The sequence below is a fragment of the Enterococcus sp. AZ188 genome (assembly GCF_050544075.1).
Taxonomy (GTDB): Bacteria; Bacillota; Bacilli; order Lactobacillales; family Enterococcaceae; genus Enterococcus_D; species Enterococcus_D entomosocium.
In genome coordinates this window covers 3,614,313-3,638,321 of sequence record NZ_CP172943.1, presented here as the reverse complement: position 1 = coordinate 3,638,321, position 24,009 = coordinate 3,614,313, and the positions used below count along the sequence as shown (strand labels likewise).

Below are 24,009 nucleotides of genomic sequence, written 5' to 3'. Positions count from 1 at the left end.
GACGTTCTTCTCGTTATGTGCCGTTTAAAACTGCTTATCGAAAAATTTTGGCTTGGAGAGATATCAAGAGGTTTCGAGCCACTCAACTAGATTAAGTAATGCATACTTTTTTTTCGGTTAATTATTTAGTAACAATTAAAATCGTGCCAAATTCTATCTTTTCTGACAATATTGCCCGATTTATTGAATGGAAACGTATACAATTTCATAGAGAAATCGGTTACAATCATCTTGTCAGTGAGGTGAAAACATGAGATTAGATACTGAAAACGTTGATAAGGTACTGATTGAAAATGATTTAGTAGTAATGCACAAAATAGACAGGATTCATTTTATGGATAAGCCGCATTTTCATGACGGGTTTGAAATTCACTTTACATTAACAAACAGCACGACTTATCAGATTGATGAGCGAAAATTTGATGCGGATGCTGGTACAGTTGCTCTATTTAGTTCAGAAGAACTCCATCGAGTATCTATTGACCGCAGCAAATTGTATGAACGCTATTTTGTTTTGTTCAAGCCCAGCTTTATTGAAGAATTCACAACCAGTTTTCCTTTTCTTTTAGAAATATTTTCTAAGAAACAAAAAGTCGACTGTCTCGAGTTGACTTCAGATCAAAGTCTTAAAGTCACTAACCTTTATGAGGAAATGATTCGATGTGACCAAGAGCGAGAAAAACCGTTTGAACTTTTGCATCTAAAATTGAAGTTAACTGAGTTACTTATTCTATTGAATAAAATCGTTTATTCTAATGAGAAACTACATAAACCAATATCGTATGAGCATTACCAAACAATTTCTGAGATTGTTTCTTTTCTTAAAGAAGAATACATGAATGAAATGACTCTGGACGAATTGAGTGAACGGTTTTTTATCAGTAAATCAACGATTATTCGCGCATTTAAAAATGCACTTGGGATGACCCCAAATCAATATTTAATCTATATGCGAATTATGAAATCACGAGAATTATTGGAACAAGGATACTCTGTGAAACAAGTTTCGGAAAAAATTGGTTATCGTGATGAATCTAGCTATATTAAAAAGTTTAAAGAGATACAAGCTGAGTCACCAAAACAATACCAATTAAAAAACTTAAGAGCCAAGAGGAGTTAGGAATGGTAGTAGCGAATAATAAAATCTCACTCGTAAGAGAACGGCTTAAGTATTTTGATAGCTTACCGTTAAATCAAGATGATTTTAGAGACAATAACAATCAATTATCCGAACGTAAAGGATTTTTTGCTAGAGACTTTGGCATGGAACAATGGGACTGGCCTCAAGGCGTCGCAATCTATGGTTTACATTTGGAAGGACCGCTAAATGATGAGTACATCAAACAATGGGCAACTGAAGAGATCAATAAAGGACTTCCAACTAAAAATGTGAATACGATTTGTCCTTTACTAACACTTGTGGACTATCCGGAGTATGAAAACATGGCTCTAGAATGGATGAAGTGGATTGAAAGAGAGTTTCCTAGAACAGATGAAAATGGACTACAGCATATTACGTCTGGGATAGACAAATTCACAGTAAAAGAGAATCGACAGCAAATTTGGGTAGATACTCTTTTCATGACCGTGCTTTTTATGGGGAAAATGGGGGTGAAATACGATAATCAAGCATGGCGTGAGGATGCAATAGAACAAATGCTGCTACATTGTAAGTATCTCTTGAATCGTAAGAGTGGGTTGTTTTATCATGGGTGGAATTTTGAAGAACAATCAAACTATGGAGGCAATTTTTGGTGTCGAGGAAATAGCTGGATCACGATTGGTATACCGCTGTTTTTGGAAATAATGAAAGGATATTTAGCTAAGTCGTCAGAAGTGTACCTATTGAATCTCTACAACAATCAAGTCAAAACGTTGTTAGACCTCCGTAGCAAGGATGGATTATGGCATACCATTTTAACGGACGCCACTTCCTATACGGAAACGTCCGGCTCAGCCGGAATCATTGCCGGCATTCTTTTAGGAATAAAGAATGACTTCCTTACCATTCAGCTTTCTGACGAGACGATCAACGATTTAATCTCATCATTAACTGCCAAAATAGCAGAAGATGGTACGGTACTTGGGGTGTCTGCAGGTACTCCGATTTCTTGCAACGCGGAGGACTATAAAGGAATTGTACAAATGCCAATGGTGTATGGACAAGCGATGACACTGCTTGCTTTGAGTATCGCAAAATCTTTGAAAGAAAAGGAAATCAAATGAACTATCTCATCTATTGTTTGCCAGCTTTGGGATGGGGGTTGATGCCTATTATTTCTAAAAAAGCTGGGGGATCACCCGTGGAACAATTATTGGGAACAACTGTTACGGCGTTTGGCATTTCTATCATTCTCAGTTTTTTAACGGGTGTTGAGTACACTTTGACTGGGACAATTGCGGCGTTGATCTCTGGATCATTTTGGGCAGGTGGCCAATATCTCCAATTCAAAGCCCTTACGACTGGGTCAGTTTCGGTCGTGATGCCATTATCAAATGGAACACAATTGGTGTTTACGTCATTGGCTGCGGGCATCCTTCTCCGTGAATGGCAGAGTATGAGGCAGTCACTTGTTACCCTGCTATTGCTGCTGGTTATCCTAGCTGCCATCTATCTTATTACAATGAATCAAAAAAAGGATACTGAACAAAAAACGGTGTCGTTACAAACCATGATCATGATTTGTACCTCATCACTTTGTCTGATGGGCTATATGATAACGACATCACTTTTTCATGTAGAAGGGCTACAAATCTTTCTACCCCAAGCATTTGCAATGTTTCTCTCCTCTTGTGTGATTGCGAAATTTGATCCAGGGAAGCAAGAACTATCGAGAATTTCTCGTAATGTGCTGACAGGTATATTTTGGACAATAGCAAATATTTCCTTATTTTATATCGTGACACAGTTAGGCGTAGGATTAAGTTATACGATTTCTCAGTTGTGCATTTTTGTATCTATTATTGGGGGGATTTTATTATTAAAGGAAAAAAAGTCCAAGGTAGAAGTGATGCATACGATCATCGGAATGGTCATGTTTTTTTCAGCAATTTTGGGTTTAAGTCAATTTAAATAGACGACTAGGAGGAAATACTAATGAAAAACAAGATTTTAAAGGCAGGCTTATGTGTAGGGTTATTAATGGGCCTGACGGCATGTGGCAATTCTGATTCTGCTTCTTCCGAAACGGTAAGATTGTTTGTATCGGGAGATGCATCAGAAGGCGGTGCTTATAGTGAGATGGCAAAACGCTATGAAGAAGAGACTGGCGTCAAAGTGGAAGTGACAGATGTACCTTATGCAGATATGGAAACGAAAATTACAAAAGCTGTACAATCAGATGATGCGCCCGATGTTGCCCGCGTTTCAGGAATCTTACCAGATTGGGGAGACTACTTAGTTGATTTGACAGATATTGCTAATAAAGGGAAAACGCTAGAGTCGATGACAATCAAAGATGACGACGGCAAGGTTCGAGCGCTACCAACAGATATCACTGCGGTAGGGATGTTTATTAATACAGATCTATTTGATCAAGCAGGTGTTTCTTATCCCCAGGATGAAGGAGACATTTGGACATGGGATGAATTTTTAGAAGCAGTGGACACAATTCAAGAAAAAACAGATGCGAAATATGGGTTTGTAATGGATCCTTCTGACCATCGTTTGAGAGCGTTTACGTACCAATTTGGTGGACAGGATTTTGTTTTAAATGAAGCAACTGGAACGTACGAAACGGATGACGCGACAAAAGACGCGCTACAAAAGTTCATTGATCTAAATAATGACGGAACAATTCCAAAAACGGTCTGGACTTCTGGGGAAGATGCTTCTTCTATGTTTAAGAGTGGAATGATTCCTGCATACATGTCGGGCAGCTGGCAAATTAAGGATTTTACTACGAATATTAAAGATTTCAATTGGCAAGCCATCTACATGCCGTACGAAACAACTCGCGCTACCAATATGGGTGGTAATTTTATGGTTGGCTTTGAGAACAGTAAGAACAGTGAGGGCGGACAGAAATTTATGGAGTGGTTGTACACACCAGAAAATTATACTGAGTTATGTGAATTAGCTGGTTATCTTCCAGCAGAAGAAGGAATAAATGTGGACTACGGGGATGCACAAGCGGCTTATGATATCTACAATCAAGAAATTGAAGCTGCAGCCCAACCCATTTCTTCTAAACAAACTGCAGATCAAGTAGCGATGACAATGGCTGGATACGTTGGACTAACTGGTGCATACAAGGACTCAATGGTTCAAGCGTTGAATGACGAAATCACGTTTGATCAAATGATTGAAAATATCGAAAAAGACTACAATGATGGGTACACGATGAAGTAAGTAAAGCGAGAAATGATGTGAACTGGACTGATATTCATCCGGTTCACATCCATTCTATTTTGAAAGTGGGAGAAGAATGAGCAATTATATTTATTCAGTAAAGCAAGGCACTTCTATCAATCGCTGGCAACGTAGCACGCTCCAAAAGCAAAAAGTTGCAAGCAAAGCTAGTTGTATTGATGCTCCTGTAAATATGACGGAAGGATATCAAGAAGTCGAATACCCCATTCGAACAAACTTTTTGAGAGAACTTTCGGAGGTGCCTTACCCTAGAAAGCAAGTGTTTTCAGAAGTGTATGATGGCTTTGAAAACCCGAGGGTAGATTTTTCTACTTTTCAAGCAACACCGCAGAAAGTAAGTACATACTTGCGAGCACAACTACGTTGCCAAGAGAACCAAACGGTGGAATGCGCGTTGGTTACTTGTGGAAGAGCTATTCTTTGGATAAACGGAAAATTGCTCACCGATTTTCATCCCTATACGCGAAACCACGGCACGAAAACCACGGTAAATCTTCCTCTTGAACAGGGGGATAACGAGCTGATCGTGTACATGGATGATCTAGCCGAGCGGGACGTAAACTTTTTTGTTGAATTAAAAATTTTGTCGAATCATCACTTTCAAGTCGTGTTACCTTTATCGTATGATGATACGATTCTTCAACAGGCAGAGGATTTCTTGAATGGTCTTTATTTTGAAAAAGACTTTTATTCTAAAGGGGAAGTAAGTATCTGTTCAGACTATGATTATTTTGAAAAAGTCTTTGTTACTTATGAAGAAGTTACCTTTACAGAAGAAGTCGGGGGAAATATCACAGATTTCCGACGAGAAAGTCAGTTTCTGCCGTTAAATAATCAACGTATTTCCTTAGGTGATGTAGAAGACATCCCTACCTCAGGACTAACGCATCTATTTGTGGGGGTTTTACTTCCGGATCAAACATATCTGTTCAAGAAATTTGTTTTTACAGTTTATAACGAAGAAAAACTCGCGCGTCAATTAGGTGGAAATTTAGAAGAAAGAAAAGCGACAGCGCTGACGATTTTTTCAAAACTGGCTATTCAGGATATGAACAGTGCGTTAGCCGAAATTCACTTAACGGGTTTCTTGTCAGAAGAGTGCTGGGAAAAACTCCAGCCTGCTTTTCGTATGATCGAAGAGCGGGGAGATTGTGCAGATTTTATGTTCGCACCGTTGTTAGGCTTTTGGCTAGGGAAAAAAGAGCAATTGCCAGAAAAGCTAAGGACAAAATTAAAAGATTTGGCGATACATTTTCGGTATTGGATCGATGAACCTGGCAATGATGTTATGTGGTACTTCAGTGAAAACCATTCCTTGTTGTTTCATACCTGCCAATATTTTGCTGGGTGCTTGCTTCCGGAGGAGACGTTTGTAACGAGTGGGAGACAGGGAAGTCAACAATACGATTTAGGAAAACACCGTTTGTTACAGTGGTTTGAGCAATTTGAACACTATGGGTTTTCTGAATGGAATTCTACTACGTATCTCCCTATCGATTTAATCGGATTTTTCAGCCTTTATACGAATGCACCAGATGAAGAGATAAGAGATGCAGCGAAAAAAGCATTGGATTTCACCTTCACAATCATGGCTGTAAATTCTCATGGAGGAACGCTTTCCTCCACATTCGGTAGAACCTATGAGCACGATTTGAAAGCTATGCGTTTAGGAGAACTCAGTAATATATTAGCGATTGCTTGGGACCGAGGAAATTTTAATTACGCCTTACGAGCATCGACACTGTTTTGCCTATCTGATTATGTTCCACCAAAGGAGTGCTTGTCTTTGATTGATTTAAAGCCAAATGAGGAATTGACCGTAACTTATCTTCAGGGGATCAATCAAGTGCAGACGTATCTTTATAAATGTCGAGAATATTCACTTGCTAGTGGGATCGACTATCATTGCTTTGAAAAAGGCCACCAGCAACATATGATGAACGTTTCCTTAGGCAGTGATGGGACACAGCTTTGGATTAATAACCCAGGTGAGTTTATGCATAGTGGCGAAAATCGACCTAGTTATTGGGCCGGAAATGGCAGAATGCCTTGTATTAAACAATTTAAAAATGTTCTGTGTATGAAATACAATTTATCGAAGGCATATGTACCGTTTATCCACATGTATGTGCCTTATTGGAATTTAGATCAGATAGATATGGATGATTCTAATTGGCTGTTTATCAAAAAAGATCAAAGCTACCTTGGTGTTTACTTCTCGCAAGGGTATAAAATGCAGCAAAGCGGGGATACTCGTGGGAGAGACATCATTTCTGAAGGAATAGATCATACGGTACTTGTAAAGTGCGGGAGCAGGAATGAGTTTTCAACTTTTGAGTCTTTTATAGCAGCGGTCAAAAAAGCGAAAATGACCGATGAGTCGTTTGATGATTCTCAATTTGGCTTGTTCGTTTGGAATGAGATTGACCATCTTGCGTCGTACCAAGTAATGCCAGTTGTAAAAATGAAAGAGGGAGCAGAGCATGAAGAAACTTAAAAAAAATATATGGCCTTTAGTTTTTACGGGAGTCAATATTGTCCTGTTCATTACTTTTTTTCTCATACCAGCAATTCTGGGTTTCTATTACTCTTTAACGGATTATAAAGGATTTGGGACTGCTAACTTTCTTGGTTTCGATAACTATATTGCTTTATTTCAAGATGCGAGTTTTTATCGTTCCTTATTCCGAACCTTTACCTATGCAATTTTCTTGGTGCCACTGATTTATGCTGTGTCTTTAGGAATTGCCATCTTGTTGAATAACAAGCACACAAAAGGAAAACTCTTAGGGAAAATAGTTTTCTTTTTACCTTGGACAATTTCAGGAATTGTCGCTGGGGTTATTTGGAAATGGCTGTTTGGAGAAAATTTTGGTTTTGTAAACTACATCATTGGGAATTTAGGCGGAGAATCCGTTCCGTGGTTTTCCAATGCAAGCGCGGCATTTGCTGTCATTCTGTTAGCAGCGCTTTGGGGCGGGACCGCATTTAATATGTTGCAATTTATGTCTGCGCTCAAGAACATACCTAAATCATACTACGAGGCAGCAGATATTGATGGTGCCTCATCCTTTCAAAAGTTTTTGTACATTACGATTCCTTCATTAAAACCAACTAGTTTTATGGTGATCCTATTAGCTAGTATTGGGGCCATGAAAGAATTTGCTTTAGTTCAATCCTTAACGAATGGTGGACCAGGCACAGCAAATATGTTCATTGTGCAATACATTTATACAACTGGATTTGACAAGATGAGAGTTGGGTATGCCAGTGCAGCCTCTATGGTATTATTTGCAATCTTGTTAGTTCTCGGACTCGTTCAAATGAAAATTGGAGGTGGTAAAAATGAATGACACTTCAAAGCTTCACGATAAAACGAGTACAATCATTCTCACAACTGCCCTGATTCTTGTGGCTATGTTGTACTTGTTCCCACTAGTATGGTTTGTACTTAGCTCTTTTAAACCCGGGTCAGAATTATTTTCCTACCCGTTAAGTATCTTGCCAGAGAACGCAACTGTGCAGAATTATCTTGATGCATGGACAAGTCTGGATTTCGTAAAATACTTTACGAACACCATGAAGTCGTCAGTTATTACCACGATATTAACGGTTATTGCCAGTGCAACATGTGGCTTTGCGTTTGCAAAATATGACATGAAGTGGTTGAAATTCTTCTTTGTCTGTATTATTGCAACTACGATGTTACCTACCGAAGTAATCATGAATCCAGTATTTACGGTGATTCGTAAATTAGGTTTGTATGATAGTTTGGCTGGGATCATTATTCCTTCAATCAATACTGCTACAGGAATTTTCATGTTCAGAACCTTCTTTGTCTCTATTCCGGATGACTTAATCGAGTCTGCGCGAATCGATGGAGCTTCAGATGGCACAATATTTATGAAAATCATGTTACCCATTGCCAAACCAATCATTATGACGCTGAGCATCTTTTCTTTCCAATGGCGGTGGAATGATTACATTTGGCCGTTGATAGTTTTGAACGACCCCAAGAAATACACTTTCCAGGTAGCCATCAGGAGCTTGGTGGGGGCAGAAAATGTGAACTGGACCGTGTTAATTGCTGCCTCAGTGATTTCAATTATTCCATTAGTATTAGTGTTTATCGTGTTCCAACGTTATATCTTAGATTCTGGTGCGACAACTGGGATGAAAGACTAATTATGAATGAAAGCGAGGAAAGCGAATGTTTACGACAAACTATTTGTCAGATCCCAAGCGCATTCATGAAAATAGAGAAAGCTCGCGAAGTTATTATCTTCCCTATGCTCCAACGGATGATCATGACAATTCTTCGCGAGTTTTGTCATTGAATGGTTTTTGGCGATTTCGATATTTTCCATCTCATCTAGATATTGAAAAGGAGCAATTTTTTTCTGATGAATTTTGGCAAAATAGTAACCTGATTCCTGTACCTAGCAATTGGCAAATGGAAGGGTATGGGAAACCGCACTATACAAATATCCAATACCCATTCCCAATCAATCCACCCTATACATTTTCTGAGATTCCGGTAGGGGTTTATCGCTGTGATTTTAGCTATGACCCTCGAAAAATGCAGCAGTTTCTTAGGTTTGAAGGTGTAGATAATTGCTTTGCTTTGTATCTGAATGGGAAGTATATAGGATTTAGTAAGGGCAGCCGTAATCCAGCTGAATTTGATGTAACCGCTTATATCCAAGAGGGTGAGAATCAACTCGTCATCGAGGTTTTCCAATGGTCCGATAGTTCTTATATTGAAGATCAAGATATGTGGTGGTTAAGTGGTATCTTTCGTGAGGTAGCGTTACTTAGTCGCCCCAAAGAATGTATTTGGGATTTCCAAATTCAAACATCTTTTGATAGCAATTATGAGAACGGCATTTTGGCGATTGATTTTCCAAAAATTCATGGGAATCAGCTCGCTTGCGAAATCTTTTTAGAAAAAGAAGCCATTGTCTTTCAAAAAAAGATCGTGATAGATAAAGATAATCATTGTTTTGCTTTTCCAGTCGTTTCACCAAAAAAATGGACTGCTGAAACGCCAGAACTGTATCGGTTGCGCTTGGTCACTTCAGAAGAGGAAATTTGTCAGGAAATTGGCTTCAGAGAAGTTGCTCTTTTGGAAAATAAAATTTGTATTAATGGCAAACCAATTCTCTTTAAAGGAGTCAATCATCATGAGTTTCATGAGACGAAGGGGCGAGCTTTGCCAAAAGGTTTTTTAGAAGAAGAAATCCATTTGATAAAACAAGCGCATTTCAATGCCATTCGAGCTGCTCATTATCCTCATAGCCCTGAATTTTATCAGTTGTGTGATCGCTATGGATTATACGTGATGGATGAAGCGGATTTAGAATGTCATGGCATAGGAAGTACCGGTGATCAAAATTTTTTGAGTAGCAGTCAAGAATGGAAAGAAGCGTATCTTGATCGCATGAAACAAATGGTCGAACGCGACAAGAACTATACTTCAATCATTATCTGGTCGGTAGGAAATGAGTCTGGAAATGGGACTAATCATGAAGCCATGATTCGTTGGTGCCGTGAAAAAGATCCTACTCGTTTGATTCACCATGAAGGAGAGTCCCGCGATTGTCTCTCAGAAACGGATGGACGCTACGTTAAAGATGTTCAACAAGCCGATTTTAATTCTAGAATGTATGCGACGATTCGGGAATTACAAGAGGTCGTCGATAATCCGAAAGTTATCAAACCCTACATCCTCTGTGAATATGGACATGCGATGGGGAATGGTCCCGGTTCGTTAAAAGAGTACTGGGAAATGTTTTATAAGGAACCGCAATTACAAGGGGGCTTTTTATGGGAATGGAAAGATCAAGGAATCAAAGCAAAGCGAGAGGGACAACCAACCTATTTATACGGCGGCGACTTCGGTGATATTCCTAATGACTACAATTTTGTTCTGGATGGGTTAATGACGCCTGATTTGCAACCATCACCTAGTTATTTCGATATTCAGCGACAACAAGAACCAATCACCATTGATTTTTCCTCATATGAAGTTGGAAAAATAATCCTACGCAATCGCAATCATTTCAAAGACCTGCTAGGTATGAAGTGTTGTTTTGAAATGAAAAGAGAGCAAGAAGTGTTAGCAAGAAAGATAGTGACCGTCAATTTGCCTCACGAAAAAGACGTCGAAATTACGTTGCCTAGGGATTTGTTGAATACAGAAAAGGGTAACCTTTTAAAAGTGTTGATTTTCGATGATCAAAAAGCACTTCATGGCAAACTAGCTAATATTGTCGCATCTATGCCAGTTGAAGGATTCTCTCTACCTGAGCCAGAACCTGATTTGCTCATTTTTAATGAAATTCAGGATGATGCAAAAATTTTGCTGCTCCAACATGGAACAAACTATTTGAGAGTGGATAAAGTCACTGGCAAATGGCAGTTTATGAACGAACAACAAGACATTTATCTAGCTTCGCCAGAAAGTATTTTTTGGCGACCGACAACAAACAATGATTTTATTTCTAGTGAAACGTGGCGGGAGTATGGTGTTGATCGCATGCTAACAAATGTAATAAGCTGCAGTATTGTCGCCAATGATTCTGAGAAATTGAAGCTATCTTTAAGGGAAGCAATCGGGCCAGCAGGGAAGTTTTGGCATATTGAGCAAACATCGACGATTACTTTCTTCAAGGATGGTCGAGTTATCTATGAAATTTCTGGGGAGCCTAAAGATAACTATCCGCTGACAGTTCCCCGTATCGGACTTGTTTGGCAGCTGCATAAACAGTTTGATAAAACTTGCTGGTCTGGGAAGGGGCCCATAGAAACCTATGCAGATACCGAAAATGGGAGTTACTTTGATGTATTTTCCCAGGCCACAGATGAGCTGAGTTTCCGATATTTGTATCCACAAGAAAGTGGTAATCACTGCCAGACGAAGTGGGCAACATTCAAGGCAGACAGCCAATTAGCACTCAAGTTTCAAGGAAACCATTCCTTTAATTTTAGTGTACATCCTTATTCTGTTGCGGCTATTGATTCTGCACAACATCTTCATGAATTAAAAAAAGCAGACCGCTACTATTTGTACATCGATTATCAACAGCACGGGATTGGTTCTAGAAGCTGTGGTCCTGATGTATTAGACAAATACCAACTACATTTACAAAAGTATCATTATCAATTTGAGGTAAGAATAAAAGGAGTGTGATTAAGTGAAAGCTAGTACACGAATTTCACAGACGCAACAAATTTCGAGAATCGATTGTCGAATTTATGGTTCATTTATTGAGCACATGGGGCGAGCCGTTTATGAAGGAATTTATCAACCAAATCATGAAATGAGTGACGAAAATGGGTTTCGCCAAGATGTTCTAAAGCTTGTACAAGAGTTGTCTGTTCCAATTGTTCGCTATCCTGGAGGGAATTTTTTGTCTGGTTATCGTTGGGAGGATGGCATAGGACCGAAAGAAAATCGTCCTCAGCGATTGGACTTAGCATGGCAAAGTGTTGAAACAAATGAAGTGGGATTGCATGAGTATATGCATTGGGCGCAGAAGTGCGGGACTGAAGTGAATATGGCAGTTAATTTGGGGACACGGGGCATTGATGCAGCACGTAATCTTGTTGAATATTGCAATTTTGAGGGAGGTACCTATTGGTCTGATCTTCGAAAGCAAAATGGAGATGAAAAACCCTTTGCAATTAAGACTTGGTGTTTAGGGAATGAGATGGACGGAGATTGGCAAATTGGACATAAGACTGCAGAAGAATACGGTCGCTTAGCAGAAGAAACGGCGAAAGCAATGAAATGGGTTGATGATTCAATTGAACTAGTTGTATGTGGCAGTTCCAGCAGTACTCGACCGACATTCGTGGATTGGGAATTAACGGTACTGGATCACACCTATGAATATGTCGATTACTTATCACTGCATCAATATTACGACAATAAAACAGATAATCTTGCTGAATTTTTGGCCAAGTCAGAAGATATGGATCGTTTTATCAAATCTGTAATAGCAATTTGCGACACGATGAAAGCAAAAAAAAGAAGTGATAGGACTATGATGTTGTCCTTTGATGAATGGAACGTCTGGTACCACTCCAATGAAGAGACGGCGGCGCAAAAGCCATGGACGGTAGCACCGCACATTTTGGAAGATATCTACAATTTTGAAGATGCTTTGCTTGTTGGCAGCATGCTCATTACATTGTTAAAGAATTCTGACCGAGTGAAGATTGCTTGTTTAGCGCAATTGGTAAACGTGATCGCACCGATTATGACCGAAAAAAATGGAACCGCTTGGAAGCAGACCATCTTCTATCCGTACCAACAAGCTTCATTGTATGGACATGGCCAAGCCTTAACGACAAAAGTTGATGTAGCAACTTATGATACAAACCAGTTCAAGAATGTGCCCTATCTTGACAGTATTGCTATTTTGAACGATGAAAAAAATGAGTTAGTCATTTTCTCTGTTAATAAGCATCGCTGTGAAGAAATTGCATTCACAGTTGATTCTGATTTGAGATTGGCTAGTGTCATTGAGGCTACTGAAATGGCTGATTATGATCCAAAAGCGGTTAATGGGCCAAATCAAGAGTTAGTTGTCCCTCGTGATTCGTTGGAGCAGATAGTGATTGACGGAGGAAGAGTTACAATTAACACAAAGCCGCTCTCGTGGAATATGACTAGAATCAGCTTGAATTAAAGAGGGCATATGACCATGCCTGATTGTTTAATCAGGGATACAATACTCTTTTCAAGAACAGCCATATGTCTTTTTTATGATGGAGGTACTCAAAATGAATTTTTTCTTTACAAGTCCAGCGCAGGAATGGGAGGAAACGTTACCTATTGGAAATGGTAGTCTAGGGGGAATGATCTTTGGAAGTTTTCCTGAAAAAATTGGCTTGAATGATGAATTACTCTGGTCGGGATACGAATATGATAAAAATAGGCCAGAAGCTGCAAAGTATTTATCAGAAATACAACAAGCTATTTTAGAAGGCCGTTATCTAAAAGCGGGTCAACAAGTGGAAGAGACTTTTTTAGGAAATTATACCGAAAGCTATTTGCCCTTGGGAAACCTGATCATTACGCAACCAGATCAAAAAGGAGCGATTGAACAGTATTGTCGTTGTCTTGATTTAAGTAGAAGTAAAGTAGAAATAACCTACCAAGGAAGGAAAGGAGTCTATCAGCGCGAGTATTTTGCTAGTTATCCTGACCAAGCCTTGTGGGGAAGATTCGTTGCTCCCGAAGCAGAATCCGTTATTATTGCGTATGAGTCACAGTTACACTCAAGGGTTATCTACCATGCGAATGAAAGCTGTGTTGAAATACAGGTTCAATGTCCGGAACACGTAAACCCCAAATATATAAGTAATGAACGGGACTTTGTACAAGGGACACGCGGAGAAACACATATCTATGAATTAATTATTGAGAAAACGGATGGTAATCTGATTTTTGACAACGATCGACTTGTCATCGAAAACGCCCAAAATGTATCATTTCTTTTTAGAAGAAAAGAGTCACGAAAAGTTTCAAGCTTTGTAGAAGCGGAAAAGTGCCACAGGAAAGACTATCAAGAACTATTCAATCGCGTGGAGATGTCTTTAGGAGACCAAGTCCATTTGCCGCTGAATGAACGTATTGCAAGGGTAAAGGAAGGGCAATCAGATCCTGGACTAATCGCTTTATATTTTCAATATGGACGCTACTTATTGATCAGTTCTTCTCGCCCAGGGAGTCTGCCGAGTAATTTACAAGGAATCTGGAGTTGGCAGCTGCGAGCGCCTTGGTCCTGCAATTTCACAACAAATATCAATTTAGAAATGAATTATTGGTTAGCGGATACTTGTAATTTACACGAATGCTTTACGCCTTATAGTAACTTCATTGAACAACTCTCTAGTGTAGGGGAAAAGACAGCCTATGTTCATTATGGTGTAGCAGGATCTGTGTGTCATCATAATACAGATCGTTGGTTTACAACCAATCCAGTGGGGGCTCCTTATCAATCCCAGACTGGTAGAGGCGATGCTTCTTGGGCAATGTGGCAAATGGGCGGTGCTTGGCTAGCCAGTGATTTGTACCGGCACTATGAGTACACGGGAGAGAGGACTTACTTGAAAGAGGTGGTTTATCCAGTATTGCGAAAGTCTGTGATGTTCTTAGTCAATACATTAATAGAAAGTGATGGAACATATCATAGCTGTCCATCTTCGTCACCAGAGAACCTGTTTTTCGATGCTGCTGGAAATAAATGCTCGTTGCATCTGTCAACTACAATGGATATCTGCTTAATCAATGAAAACTTCGATTTCTTCCAGCGAACTTGTGAATCACTAAGTATCCAAGATGATTTGTTGGATAGAATTAAGCGAATCCAACCATATTTAGCAACTGTAAAAATTGGATCGAAAGGTCAAATTTTGGAATGGCAAGAAGAATTTGAAGAAGTAGAACCCGGGCATCGCCACGTTTCTCACCTTTATGGGGCATATCCTGGTGAACTTTATAAGACAGATGAACTGTTAAATGCAACGAAAAAGTCAATTGCTCTGCGCTTAGAAAATGGTGGGGGACATACCGGATGGAGTAACGCTTGGTTAATCAATTTATTCGCTATTTTAGGAGATTCGCAACAAGCCTATCAACATATTCAGCATGCTATTTTGGAAGCTTCCTATAGTAATCTTTGGAGCAAACATCCACCATTTCAGATTGACGGTAACTTTGGTGTGGCCGCTGGGATTGCCAATCTGTTTGTTCAAGATCGCAATGGACGCGTTAAATGGTTGCCTGCATTACCAAATGAACTGAAAGATGGTTTTGTCAAAGGACTAAAAATCAAAGGGAATAAAACAGTTGAAATGCAGTGGAAAAACGGTGAGCTGATTAAAAAAAATATTTATTAGAAGTCGTCAAATAAGTGTTTGTAAAAAATACAGACGGCGACGTGACGAGTCTAATATTGGCTCTTTGTCATCCGGTCTATCGGTTAATGAAGTTCCCTCGCTGTCATTAGTAACCGAGGTTTCCGGCAAAATGAGCCATTGATTATTATCTATTAGGAAGCAAACATCTTGATACTGTGGGGGTTCCCAGAATCTGACTGGATGGCCACGTTTCACCTAATAGAATATGGAATAAAAGAGCGAGCAGCTGTCTTCTGATTTCTATTTGAGAGTCGAGCACCTGAGCGAAACAGCTAGTAAGTGGAACAGAGTGCTCTGGTTAACAGACTTATGAAGGGACAAACTACAGGGTTGCTTAGCAACTCCTCGTTGGTTTTTTTCCTAAATCCATTGTACTCTGCGAAATCATACAACAACGAAATCATTTCCGGGAGGAATGGGTTGTTCAAAAATTTTGTGTCTTATAGACCCTTTAAAAGAAACGTATTAGGTAAAAATTAGTTCCCGAGGACTGATGAATTGTACAAAATCAAATCTGGGACTGAAAAATCACGTCTAATTCATCCGTTACCTAAACTATAACGCCAAAATTTTACGAATAAATTGAATGATTGCGTTCTCTTTTAGAGCAATCTCAAAAAAACGAGCAGAACTTTGCTCGTTTTTTTGTTTAGTGAGTTACGCTACCACTAATATCAAATTTTAATGCTTTGGGAGCTTCAAATCTTAAATAGTATGTTCCTTTGCCTAGATTAGCTGAAAAAGAACCGTTTGTTGAGCCTTTAAAACTAGACGAAGCTGCAGTGCTAGAACCCACGAATTCTTTTTTCTTAATATATACTGTCATTGATGTACTCGAGGTTGCAGTTGTTCTTGTTTGTTTATGTGTTACTTTGTATTTTTTTGTTGAGCTTACTGACCAATCACTTACAGATGACCAAGACCAAATACCATATCCTTTGTAAGTGATATCGGTGGCTGCGTGTGCAACAACGGGAATTAGAAAGCTTAACACAAGCAATGAGTATGCTACTTTTTTCATATATTTCTTCATGACTTATCCTCCAATATGTTATAATAATGTTGTGATTACATTTATATAATAATATATTGGAAGGCTTATGAAAAACTTAAAATTAATTTTAGTTCATTTTTTTATACTTATAGTTTCTTTTTTTTGTATCGAGATGGTTTTTTATGGAATTTTTGTATCCTTTTTCGATGAGTTTTTTCCCTACTAGTGGATCTGTTGATTTTGTTATTCCATTGATACAGATATTGCTTATTACTTTTTATTTGTATTTATTTGTTCAAAGTTTTATTTCTGGTTTTTTTCCAAAATGGGCAATATATATATTTTATATTATTTATTATTTGTTATTAATTTATTTACTTTTTTTCAAAAATATTGGAATACAAGGAATTGAATGGAATCCTCTTATGTTCATTCAAGATTTACTGAGTGCTGTGGTATTGCTTAATATTGTTATGTTTATACCTAGTGGTTTTTTATTTAAATTTAATAAGAAAAATTTACTCCTATTTATTTTGGTTATTTTGCTTGTAGAAATTAGCCAATATGTTTTTGCTTTAGGGATTTTTGATTTTGGTGATATTTTCACTAATACTTGTGGGTTCATTATTGGTTCTGCTTTAAGTGAGACTCCATTATTTTCTAATTTTAAAGAGAAGATAAGGTAAAAAGGCTATTGTATCGAGTATGACTTTTGAATTGGTCTGTGCAAAAATGAGTGTGCGAAACGAAATTAGTTTAAAATTGCAGTTGCACCAAAAATCCCTCCTACTGCGAATAGGAGGGATTTTTTTGCGCTGTTGCGACTCCGCGGTGAGGCTAGAAGGCAATTGCTTTGATTATCGGCTAATCGTCTAACCAACGATCAACTAGCAAAAGTCCTAGACCTACCAGAAGTAGGCCGATAATCCACGAAATTAGTTCTTTAATCACAGCAACAACCCATTGCGGGCCAGTTACCGGTATTTAGTCTATCATACTAGCAGTTATGACATTTAAAGAGTAGAAAAGGCGACATGGTGCTGCCAACGGTTGTTCACAGGTTATTTGTGACTCACTCGTGATCCAGCGATTGACGGTCGTTCTTTGTCCTTAACTCGAACAAGCAAATGGACGGATTTTTAGTCCACTTGCTTGTTGGATAAATTTATTTGATATAAATATATTGATTCGGTATAATTTCAATAATATTTAAACTTTTCAAAATATTAAATGTTCGGGTGAGAAATTCGAAAGAAAGGAGTATATATGAAAAATATGAAGCGATCAAAAAAAATGGTTGTTGTGGTTATTTTGTTTTTTGTGGTATTGATTGGGGGGGCTACAGGATTTGCTACAGTTCAAAAGAATAAACTCTCTGATTTGTATTCCCAAGTTTCTACATGGGAAAAAACTGGGAGAACGTATACTACCAATGAAAATGGTATTGGGTATTCTGTTGTTGAACTTAGTACCGAAAATATATTCGAAGTGCCAGCCAGTCTTCCTATTACAGCTACAGATTATGAAAATGGCGTATTAGTTGATTACGATGGAAATGACAATGATTTTCAAGTGACATGGACAACAAGCGGAAACATCAGCGAAACGGTACACATGGATTCGAATTTTAACGTTATAGACGAAACAACAGGAAAAATAGTTTCTAGCGAAGATATGAAAGTTGTAAAAAATGTTTTTACTAGTGCGAAAGATAAGTGGAATCAAATCAATCAAAATTAGCAATAGTTAGGAGTGTTGTGCATGAAGAAATATTTGTTTTTATTGGGAGTAATTGTGTCTTTGGGCGTAATGTTTTCTAAAAATGTTGAAGCTTCAGAAACGAAGGTCGCTACTATTGACAACGAAACGGTAGTTTTAGAAAAAGTTGAAGACTTAGAAACAATTAGCTCGATTTTAGAAGAATATGGTTACTCGACAGAAGAAGTTGGATCTGTATATAAATATACTGTTGAAGATCCTGTACCAGTTTTTAATCGCACACGTGCTTACAGAGTGGATGTTCTATCTGCAGCTTATAGAAAGCATAAAATTGCTACAGGGGCAGCAGTTGGGGACTATTATAATAAGCGCTATAAGACTTTAAATGTTCGAAATGGCTATGAATGGGTAAGTGGGTATGCAGTTTATGTCAAGCAAGTAAGTACGACAGAGGAAGTTCTGGATCATATTCGAGTTTATAAGACATGGTAATATGCCATCTAAAAATGTGATTTTTGAAAGGAAATAAGAGGTATTTAGAAGTGAAAGTATTATTAGGCTCACAAGTAGACATTCTATTTTTAAACGATAAATTAGAAAATATTAGAGGTACAGTAATAAATATTTTTGAAGATTCTATGAGAGTAGAAGTTGAAACAACAAAAAAGCATTTAATCATATTGAAAACAGCAATCGCAACAATAACTCTTTTGGATTAACTCAGCTTTTTTACCCATTAATCAACATAATCTTAACTATCAAAATATTAATAAGGGAAAATACCAAATGAGAACAATCGTATCGATAGTATAGAATAGGTTCTAGATATTTTTATCTGTCGATGTCGAATAGCCTTAATTTTCCTTAGTTACGACAGATGACGAAAAGTACTTAGAATATAAGATTATCTTGATATATAATGTTATTTAAGGAGATCAAACAATTCTAATTTTGGACATCGACAGAAAGAGGCCTATGAAGCCTATTATTTCAATGTCTAGTAGATACGGGGTTCAAATCTAAAAGAGTGGAATGTAAATTATACTGCATCAACGAGAGCTTTTTAGACGTCACTGATCAGAATCTCAAAGAGCGCGACCCAACTTCTCAAAGTTTACCCTGTCAGCATTACTGACTAGTATCACGACGTACAAATAGACTATAGAAAAATATAATGAAAGAAGACGCACATTATTTGATGAAAAATGATTATATCGTAAAACAGCTAAAAGTGATCGGAGAAGGAGCCGGCGCTGCTATTGCATCTGTTTTTCGATTGGATAAAAGCCAAGTGGATCTTGGTGAGGTTGAAGATGAGCAAGGAAATATCGTCTCAGGAAATGATTTGTTAGAAACCTATTTAAATAGCGGGATGATTCATAAAGTTTTTTATTGATTCAAGCGAAACAAGTAAAGCTTTCTTATTTTGAATTCTCTGTATTGAAAAGCTATTTTATTCGGTATTTAAAGGAGTTAAGTGAGAAAGACAAAGCAAAATTAGCGATCGATGTGAAGATAATTGCTTATTATCAACGAAAAATCGATGATTTTGTTCTAGCGTTCTAAGCGGTTTGGGAAACAGATGGACAATGAGGAAGGTAAAGAATCAATGAATTGAAAAAAGCGAAGAAAGCACAATTTGTTTCTTCGCTTCTATTTGGCTTTTTTTAGATAAGAACTAAATAATGTTCTTTGTGGTCTTCTTGTGCGTGTTTTTCAAGGACTTTCTTTATTTTAATTCGCCTTCTTTTCGTTGATGGACACTCGCAGATTGCTTAAGTTCCGTTGGGCTCGGAGGGGTTATTTGTTGAGTACACAGCGAAAGAACATTCCCAGTCATCCTGCCCTATTCTCAACAAGTACCTGCCTAATGCCTTCTTCAAACGTTGTGATCTTAAAATGAGGAAATGCCTTTTTGAATTTATCAGAGACAAAAAGATTATCCATCGTGTATCTAGGTAATAACTCACTTAGTTCGCGCGCGTTTTTACTGAATAGCCTAGCAAGTTTAAATTGCCACAAAGGAATGACGTGGTATTTCAATGGTTTGCCTTCAATTTTTTCGGCGAGATCGATCATGTCTTGGAAACTATGAGGTGTATCACAGGGCAAATGCCAAGTCTGGCCATAGGCACTAGGTGTATTTCCGATAAGGGCCATGGCTCGGCTAGCATCAGGTGTCCATATAAGTGTGCGTAAAGTGTCCTTATTGACAGGTATTTTGACGGGAGCATTGTGGACTATATTGTTTAAGACGAGTGTATTAGTAATGCTCTGGGTCTTGCCTGGGCCGTAAAATTCTGGGGCTCGACAAATCACCGCATCTAAACGGCCACTTTCAATCTCGGATAAAACCAATTGAGCCATTTTAGAGCGTACGAGGGACTTCCTGCCTGCTGGAGAAAATGGCGTGTCTTCCTTTTGGGGTGTACGATCCTTTGGATACATATAAGTATTATCAAAAAAAACCAGTTTGCTCTGTGCTTCTTGGCAAGCGCGGATGACATTTTCTGCGATTTTCATAAAATTGGTTTCCCACAGCTCAGCATCCATCGGTAACCCAACAGTGAAGTAAACAATCTCACTATGTTCAATCGCTTTTTTCGTTTGCGAAAAGTCCATCAAATCTGCGGAAACGATCTGATCTGTAGGATTGATTTTTTGCGGCTTCCGGCTAACTAGCCGAAGCTCATTTGTGTAATTTTTGTATAGTTCTTTTGCTAGTTCATAGCCGATTTGTCCATTGCTTCCTAAAATTGTTTGCATGACTGTACCTCCTCAAGATATAGTTTTGCTACAGCACGTACAGAAAAAGGATTTTGGCCAGTGATGATCCGCCCATCTTTTAAGGCAAATGCTTTATAAAAGCGTCTTTTTTTGAATTGAGCGTTTCTTTCTTCTGCGGCGGTTTGATTAAAGAAAGGAACTTTGTTCATTTTCCCGGCGAGAAATTCTTCGGTTTTCGTAAATCCTGTGATTTTTTTTCCAGAAATCAAAAAGCTTCCTTCTCTATCTTTTATATTTAGTAAACCAGCGATTCCGTGGCAAACAGATAAAATATACCCATTGTTTTCATAAATGGCTAAAGCGAGTTCTTGCAGCTCTTTATTATCAGGAAAATCCCACATGACACCATGCCCTCCGGTAAAATAAATCGCATGGTAGTCATTTGGATTTACTTCTGCGGGTTTTTTCGTTTGAATCAAGCCGTTTTGAATGAAATTTTCTTCCAGATAAATGTTCATAATAGCTTGATCTATATATTTCATGCTTCTTGGATCTAGAGGAACAAAGCCTCCTAATGGACTTACGAAATCAACATCAATCCCTTGTTGATAGACTTCATCTAGAAACTCGGCACTTTCTCCTAACCAAAGTCCGGTAGCCTCGTTCGTGCCAGCATATTTTTGAATGTTTGTTTCAACAACTAATACTTTCTTCATGAATGGTCCCTCTCGTTCATAATGTGAATGACTTTCGTTAAAAAGGATTGGAGTTTTTTTATTTCTGTTTGTTCATGATCGAGATAGTAATAATTTTTTGTTCCTTCTTGCCTGAAATTCACGATTTTGGCTTCTTTCAAGATTTTCAAATGATGTGAAATGGCGGGTCTAGATAAATTGGTAGCCTCTAATAAGGAAGTGACCTGTAAGCCAGCACAATTTTCCGCTTCTAGCAACCGAATGATGATAGCTTGTCTTTTTTTGTCACCTAGCGCGATTAAAAAATCACTTAACTCAGAAAAATCTTGTTGCAGATTGGCATAATCTATCATAATTGTCTCTCCCAAATCGTTTAAAAGTTTAAACCATTAAACCATTTAAAGGAGATTTTTGCAATGAAAGAAGCTCGAGAGCATTCCTCTTCTCCACCATCGCTAAGGAGATTAGAATGTTTTGTAAGCAAATAGATAATAATGGAAAAGCATAAGAGCATTTGATCCTTTTTTGTGTATAGAAGCAACTTATTTTTTTATGAAGTGATTAAGAGCCGTGTGTTGCTCATTTTTTGTTGTTGTGTTATGTATGTAACATCTAGACAAAAGACGTAGTGAGATATGAGGCGGAGAATATGAGAGACTTACAGTTAGCATTTATCAGTAATCGCACAACTAAGCGCTTATTTCGAGTTTTGAGTGTGATGGAACGAGATCGTTTATTTACAATTGGTGAAATGGCAGAAAAGATGCAAGTCACACAACGCACAATTGCAAATGATCTCAAGTATGTGAAAGACTATTTTGGTGATTGTATCACCCTAATTTCGGGGAATAGTGGCTTTCTTTTTGAAGAGAAAAAACCTTCCGTGTACCAAGAAAAGAAACAAGATTTGCTAGAAAATGAGTGTTTATTTGAAATCATCGGTCATATTTTTCAAGGGGAATTGATGGATATTGACGAGTTAGCCCATCATTATCATTTTTCTGAGAGCACGTTTCGACGGTTGTTGGGTCAATCGAACAAAATATTGAGCAGTTATCGGTTAAAATGGGTGTCGAATCCATTGACAATTGAAGGGAGCGAAGCGGATTTACGGAAATTCTTCAAAGACTTTTATTACGAAGGGATTGATACTGCCCATACCCTTGTTCCCGACCCCGCATTGCATGAGTTGGTCTTAACCCAGTTAAACAACAAACTAGGACAATATGATATTGGCTCTGGAACAACACCAGCTGCTTTTTACTATACTTTTTTTATTGCAATCAAACGGGCGAGCCTTGGTTTTCCGATAACAGTCCCGAAATACTTGATTGAATTAGCCTACAAAGGAAATAGCTTCTCCCTCCTGTATTCTTTAAAAGACGGAATCAACAAGCTTTACGGCGTAGAACTAGCGAAGGAAGAATTTGCATGGATTTATTTAGTTACTATTTGTAAACGTACCTTAGATAGAGAAGCATCGGAGGAAAAGTTCTACCAGCAGTTTCATCAAGGATCAGAAATTGACAAACTTACGGAGGCTTACTTACAAGAGTTTGAGCTCACAAATGAGAGCTATGCCAAGATAAAAATTTTCTTGCAATCCTTCTTTTTGTCTAGAAAAGTGAACTATGCGTTAGCTCCTGCATTGAACAAAGAGGCACAGGACATCAAAGAATCTCTCATGCGTTCTGACAATGAAAACTATCAACGGAATTTACGATTTTTAAAGAAGCATCAAAGAAAAGACTTTTTGGCTGCACCATATCTTGAAGATATTTGTGTGAGTTTAACGATCTACAGTGATTTGATTTTTGATTTTTATTCACCGACAAAAAGAATTTATTTTCTTCTAGAAGGTGATCACTTCATCTGCCAACAGATTCGAACTCGTGCAATGCAACAGTTTGGTACAAAGCACACGTTGACCTTTTTGCCATTGCAACATCTGACACAAGAAATATTAAATGCCGATCATATTGATTTGATTGTCACAAACTATAATCGGTACCTCTTAGACTATATTATTGAAACAGATTACTTGTTATTGAAAGCTGTCCCAGATGAGCATGACTGGCGGAATCTGGAAAGAAAAATTGATCCGTATCGAAAACCATTTCTCTAATCTCCGTACACTCGTTAAAAGTATTAACGAGTGTTTTTTTTCATTTATTTCATCCGAATATGAAAATGTTGATTCCCATTTTATCTAAAAATCATGTAACCTTTATCATGTAAGAGATAGGTATGCATACAAACTTACAGACAAATGTATCAAAAACCTTCGTTTTTTAGAATAGACATTTGTTGTTTATTCTCTAAAATAGAAAACCTAATCCAATAACTTTTCCATGACATTCGATCGGATCGAATGTCTATTTTTGTTCTAATCTAAAAATCGAAGAAATTTGAGACTAATTAAGAAGTAGATATCTCTTTATTGGTTTAGGAAGGTTGTTTTTGGTGTTTTTTATCCATAAAGTATTCCACTTATTAAGTGTACAGACCTTTCTCGTTAAATGTTCTGAAATTTTTAAATATTGAATCACATTAGTACGAAAAACGAGGTG

21 protein-coding genes are annotated in these 24,009 nt (G+C 37.9%); 17 read left to right on the top strand and 4 right to left on the bottom strand.

From position 1 onward, the window contains the following. Positions 1-250: 250 nt before the first annotated feature. From IGI86_RS16785 to IGI86_RS16740, 10 genes are all read left to right on the top strand, one after another. Positions 251-1,120, top strand: a complete 870-nt coding sequence (locus IGI86_RS16785) for an AraC family transcriptional regulator (protein WP_195266377.1) — start codon at positions 251-253, stop codon at positions 1,118-1,120. Positions 1,121-1,122: 2 nt separating this feature from the next. Then, a complete protein-coding gene (locus IGI86_RS16780) occupies positions 1,123-2,226 on the top strand; it encodes a glycoside hydrolase family 88/105 protein (protein ID WP_430617597.1) in 1,104 nt (367 codons plus the stop codon). Next, positions 2,223-3,077 (top strand): GRP family sugar transporter, encoded by an 855-nt coding sequence (locus IGI86_RS16775; protein WP_430617595.1) that lies wholly within the window; start codon positions 2,223-2,225, stop codon positions 3,075-3,077. The genes IGI86_RS16780 and IGI86_RS16775 overlap by 4 nt, the downstream gene beginning before the upstream one ends. A 20-nt stretch (positions 3,078-3,097) precedes the next feature. Then, on the top strand, positions 3,098-4,351 hold the full coding sequence (locus tag IGI86_RS16770) for an ABC transporter substrate-binding protein (RefSeq protein ID WP_429968195.1): 1,254 nt from the start codon (positions 3,098-3,100) through the stop codon (positions 4,349-4,351). A gap of 76 nt (positions 4,352-4,427) precedes the next feature. Beyond that, positions 4,428-6,869 carry a hypothetical protein gene (locus tag IGI86_RS16765; RefSeq protein WP_430617593.1) on the top strand — a complete coding sequence of 814 codons (2,442 nt, stop codon included), beginning with the start codon at positions 4,428-4,430 and terminating at the stop codon, positions 6,867-6,869. Next, positions 6,856-7,725, top strand: a complete 870-nt coding sequence (locus tag IGI86_RS16760) for a carbohydrate ABC transporter permease (protein WP_087664482.1) — start codon at positions 6,856-6,858, stop codon at positions 7,723-7,725. The genes IGI86_RS16765 and IGI86_RS16760 overlap by 14 nt, the downstream gene beginning before the upstream one ends. A 166-nt stretch (positions 7,726-7,891) precedes the next feature. Then, complete coding sequence (locus IGI86_RS16755; RefSeq protein WP_244350710.1) at positions 7,892-8,557, top strand: carbohydrate ABC transporter permease; 666 nt, start codon at positions 7,892-7,894, stop codon at positions 8,555-8,557. A gap of 25 nt (positions 8,558-8,582) precedes the next feature. After that, complete coding sequence (locus IGI86_RS16750; protein ID WP_430617592.1) at positions 8,583-11,564, top strand: glycoside hydrolase family 2 TIM barrel-domain containing protein; 2,982 nt, start codon at positions 8,583-8,585, stop codon at positions 11,562-11,564. 4 nt (positions 11,565-11,568) lie between these two features. Continuing rightward, a complete protein-coding gene (locus IGI86_RS16745) occupies positions 11,569-13,068 on the top strand; it encodes an alpha-N-arabinofuranosidase (RefSeq protein ID WP_430617591.1) in 1,500 nt (499 codons plus the stop codon). A 94-nt stretch (positions 13,069-13,162) separates the two neighbouring features. Further along, entirely contained in the window at positions 13,163-15,283 is a 2,121-nt protein-coding gene (locus tag IGI86_RS16740; RefSeq protein WP_430617589.1) for a glycoside hydrolase family 95 protein, read from the top strand. Between the two features lie 670 nt (positions 15,284-15,953). Here the strand turns inward: IGI86_RS16740 and IGI86_RS16735 are convergent. Beyond that, a complete protein-coding gene (locus tag IGI86_RS16735; RefSeq protein WP_430617587.1) occupies positions 15,954-16,337 on the bottom strand; it encodes a hypothetical protein in 384 nt (127 codons plus the stop codon). Between the two features lie 143 nt (positions 16,338-16,480). Between IGI86_RS16735 and IGI86_RS16730 the strand changes: the two genes are divergently transcribed. The 6 genes from IGI86_RS16730 (at position 16,481) to IGI86_RS16705 (ending at position 19,583) form a co-directional block, all read left to right on the top strand. After that, positions 16,481-16,984: a VanZ family protein gene (locus IGI86_RS16730; RefSeq protein ID WP_430617585.1), complete on the top strand. Its 504-nt coding sequence runs from the start codon at positions 16,481-16,483 to the stop codon at positions 16,982-16,984. A 580-nt stretch (positions 16,985-17,564) separates the two neighbouring features. Then, positions 17,565-18,038 (top strand): hypothetical protein, encoded by a 474-nt coding sequence (locus IGI86_RS16725; RefSeq protein ID WP_229045664.1) that lies wholly within the window; start codon positions 17,565-17,567, stop codon positions 18,036-18,038. A 21-nt stretch (positions 18,039-18,059) separates the two neighbouring features. Further along, positions 18,060-18,509, top strand: a complete 450-nt coding sequence (locus IGI86_RS16720) for a hypothetical protein (protein ID WP_430617583.1) — start codon at positions 18,060-18,062, stop codon at positions 18,507-18,509. A 50-nt stretch (positions 18,510-18,559) separates the two neighbouring features. Further along, the gene (locus tag IGI86_RS16715) at positions 18,560-18,736 is read left to right on the top strand and encodes a hypothetical protein (RefSeq protein ID WP_195266351.1); all 177 of its coding nucleotides are present in this window, start codon (positions 18,560-18,562) and stop codon (positions 18,734-18,736) included. A gap of 455 nt (positions 18,737-19,191) precedes the next feature. Continuing rightward, a complete protein-coding gene (locus IGI86_RS16710; protein WP_430617581.1) occupies positions 19,192-19,413 on the top strand; it encodes a hypothetical protein in 222 nt (73 codons plus the stop codon). Next, positions 19,410-19,583 (top strand): hypothetical protein, encoded by a 174-nt coding sequence (locus tag IGI86_RS16705; RefSeq protein ID WP_429968189.1) that lies wholly within the window; start codon positions 19,410-19,412, stop codon positions 19,581-19,583. Before IGI86_RS16710 ends, IGI86_RS16705 begins: the two co-directional genes overlap by 4 nt. A 270-nt stretch (positions 19,584-19,853) precedes the next feature. On the opposite strand, the gene IGI86_RS16700 is transcribed toward IGI86_RS16705, so the two are convergent. From IGI86_RS16700 to IGI86_RS16690, 3 genes are read right to left on the bottom strand one after another with little or no spacing between them, the layout of a single operon-like run. Next, the gene (locus tag IGI86_RS16700; RefSeq protein WP_430617579.1) at positions 19,854-20,783 is read right to left on the bottom strand and encodes an NAD-dependent epimerase/dehydratase family protein; all 930 of its coding nucleotides are present in this window, start codon (positions 20,781-20,783) and stop codon (positions 19,854-19,856) included. Then, positions 20,768-21,460 (bottom strand): type 1 glutamine amidotransferase domain-containing protein, encoded by a 693-nt coding sequence (locus IGI86_RS16695; protein ID WP_016621151.1) that lies wholly within the window; start codon positions 21,458-21,460, stop codon positions 20,768-20,770. Before IGI86_RS16695 ends, IGI86_RS16700 begins: the two co-directional genes overlap by 16 nt. Then, positions 21,457-21,792 carry an ArsR/SmtB family transcription factor gene (locus IGI86_RS16690; protein ID WP_142437256.1) on the bottom strand — a complete coding sequence of 112 codons (336 nt, stop codon included), beginning with the start codon at positions 21,790-21,792 and terminating at the stop codon, positions 21,457-21,459. The genes IGI86_RS16695 and IGI86_RS16690 overlap by 4 nt, the downstream gene beginning before the upstream one ends. 296 nt (positions 21,793-22,088) lie before the next feature. On the opposite strand from IGI86_RS16690, the gene IGI86_RS16685 reads away from it, so the two are divergent. Continuing rightward, positions 22,089-23,564, top strand: coding sequence for a helix-turn-helix domain-containing protein (locus IGI86_RS16685; protein ID WP_061053447.1), 1,476 nt, complete (start codon positions 22,089-22,091; stop codon positions 23,562-23,564). Positions 23,565-24,009 lie beyond the last annotated feature (445 nt).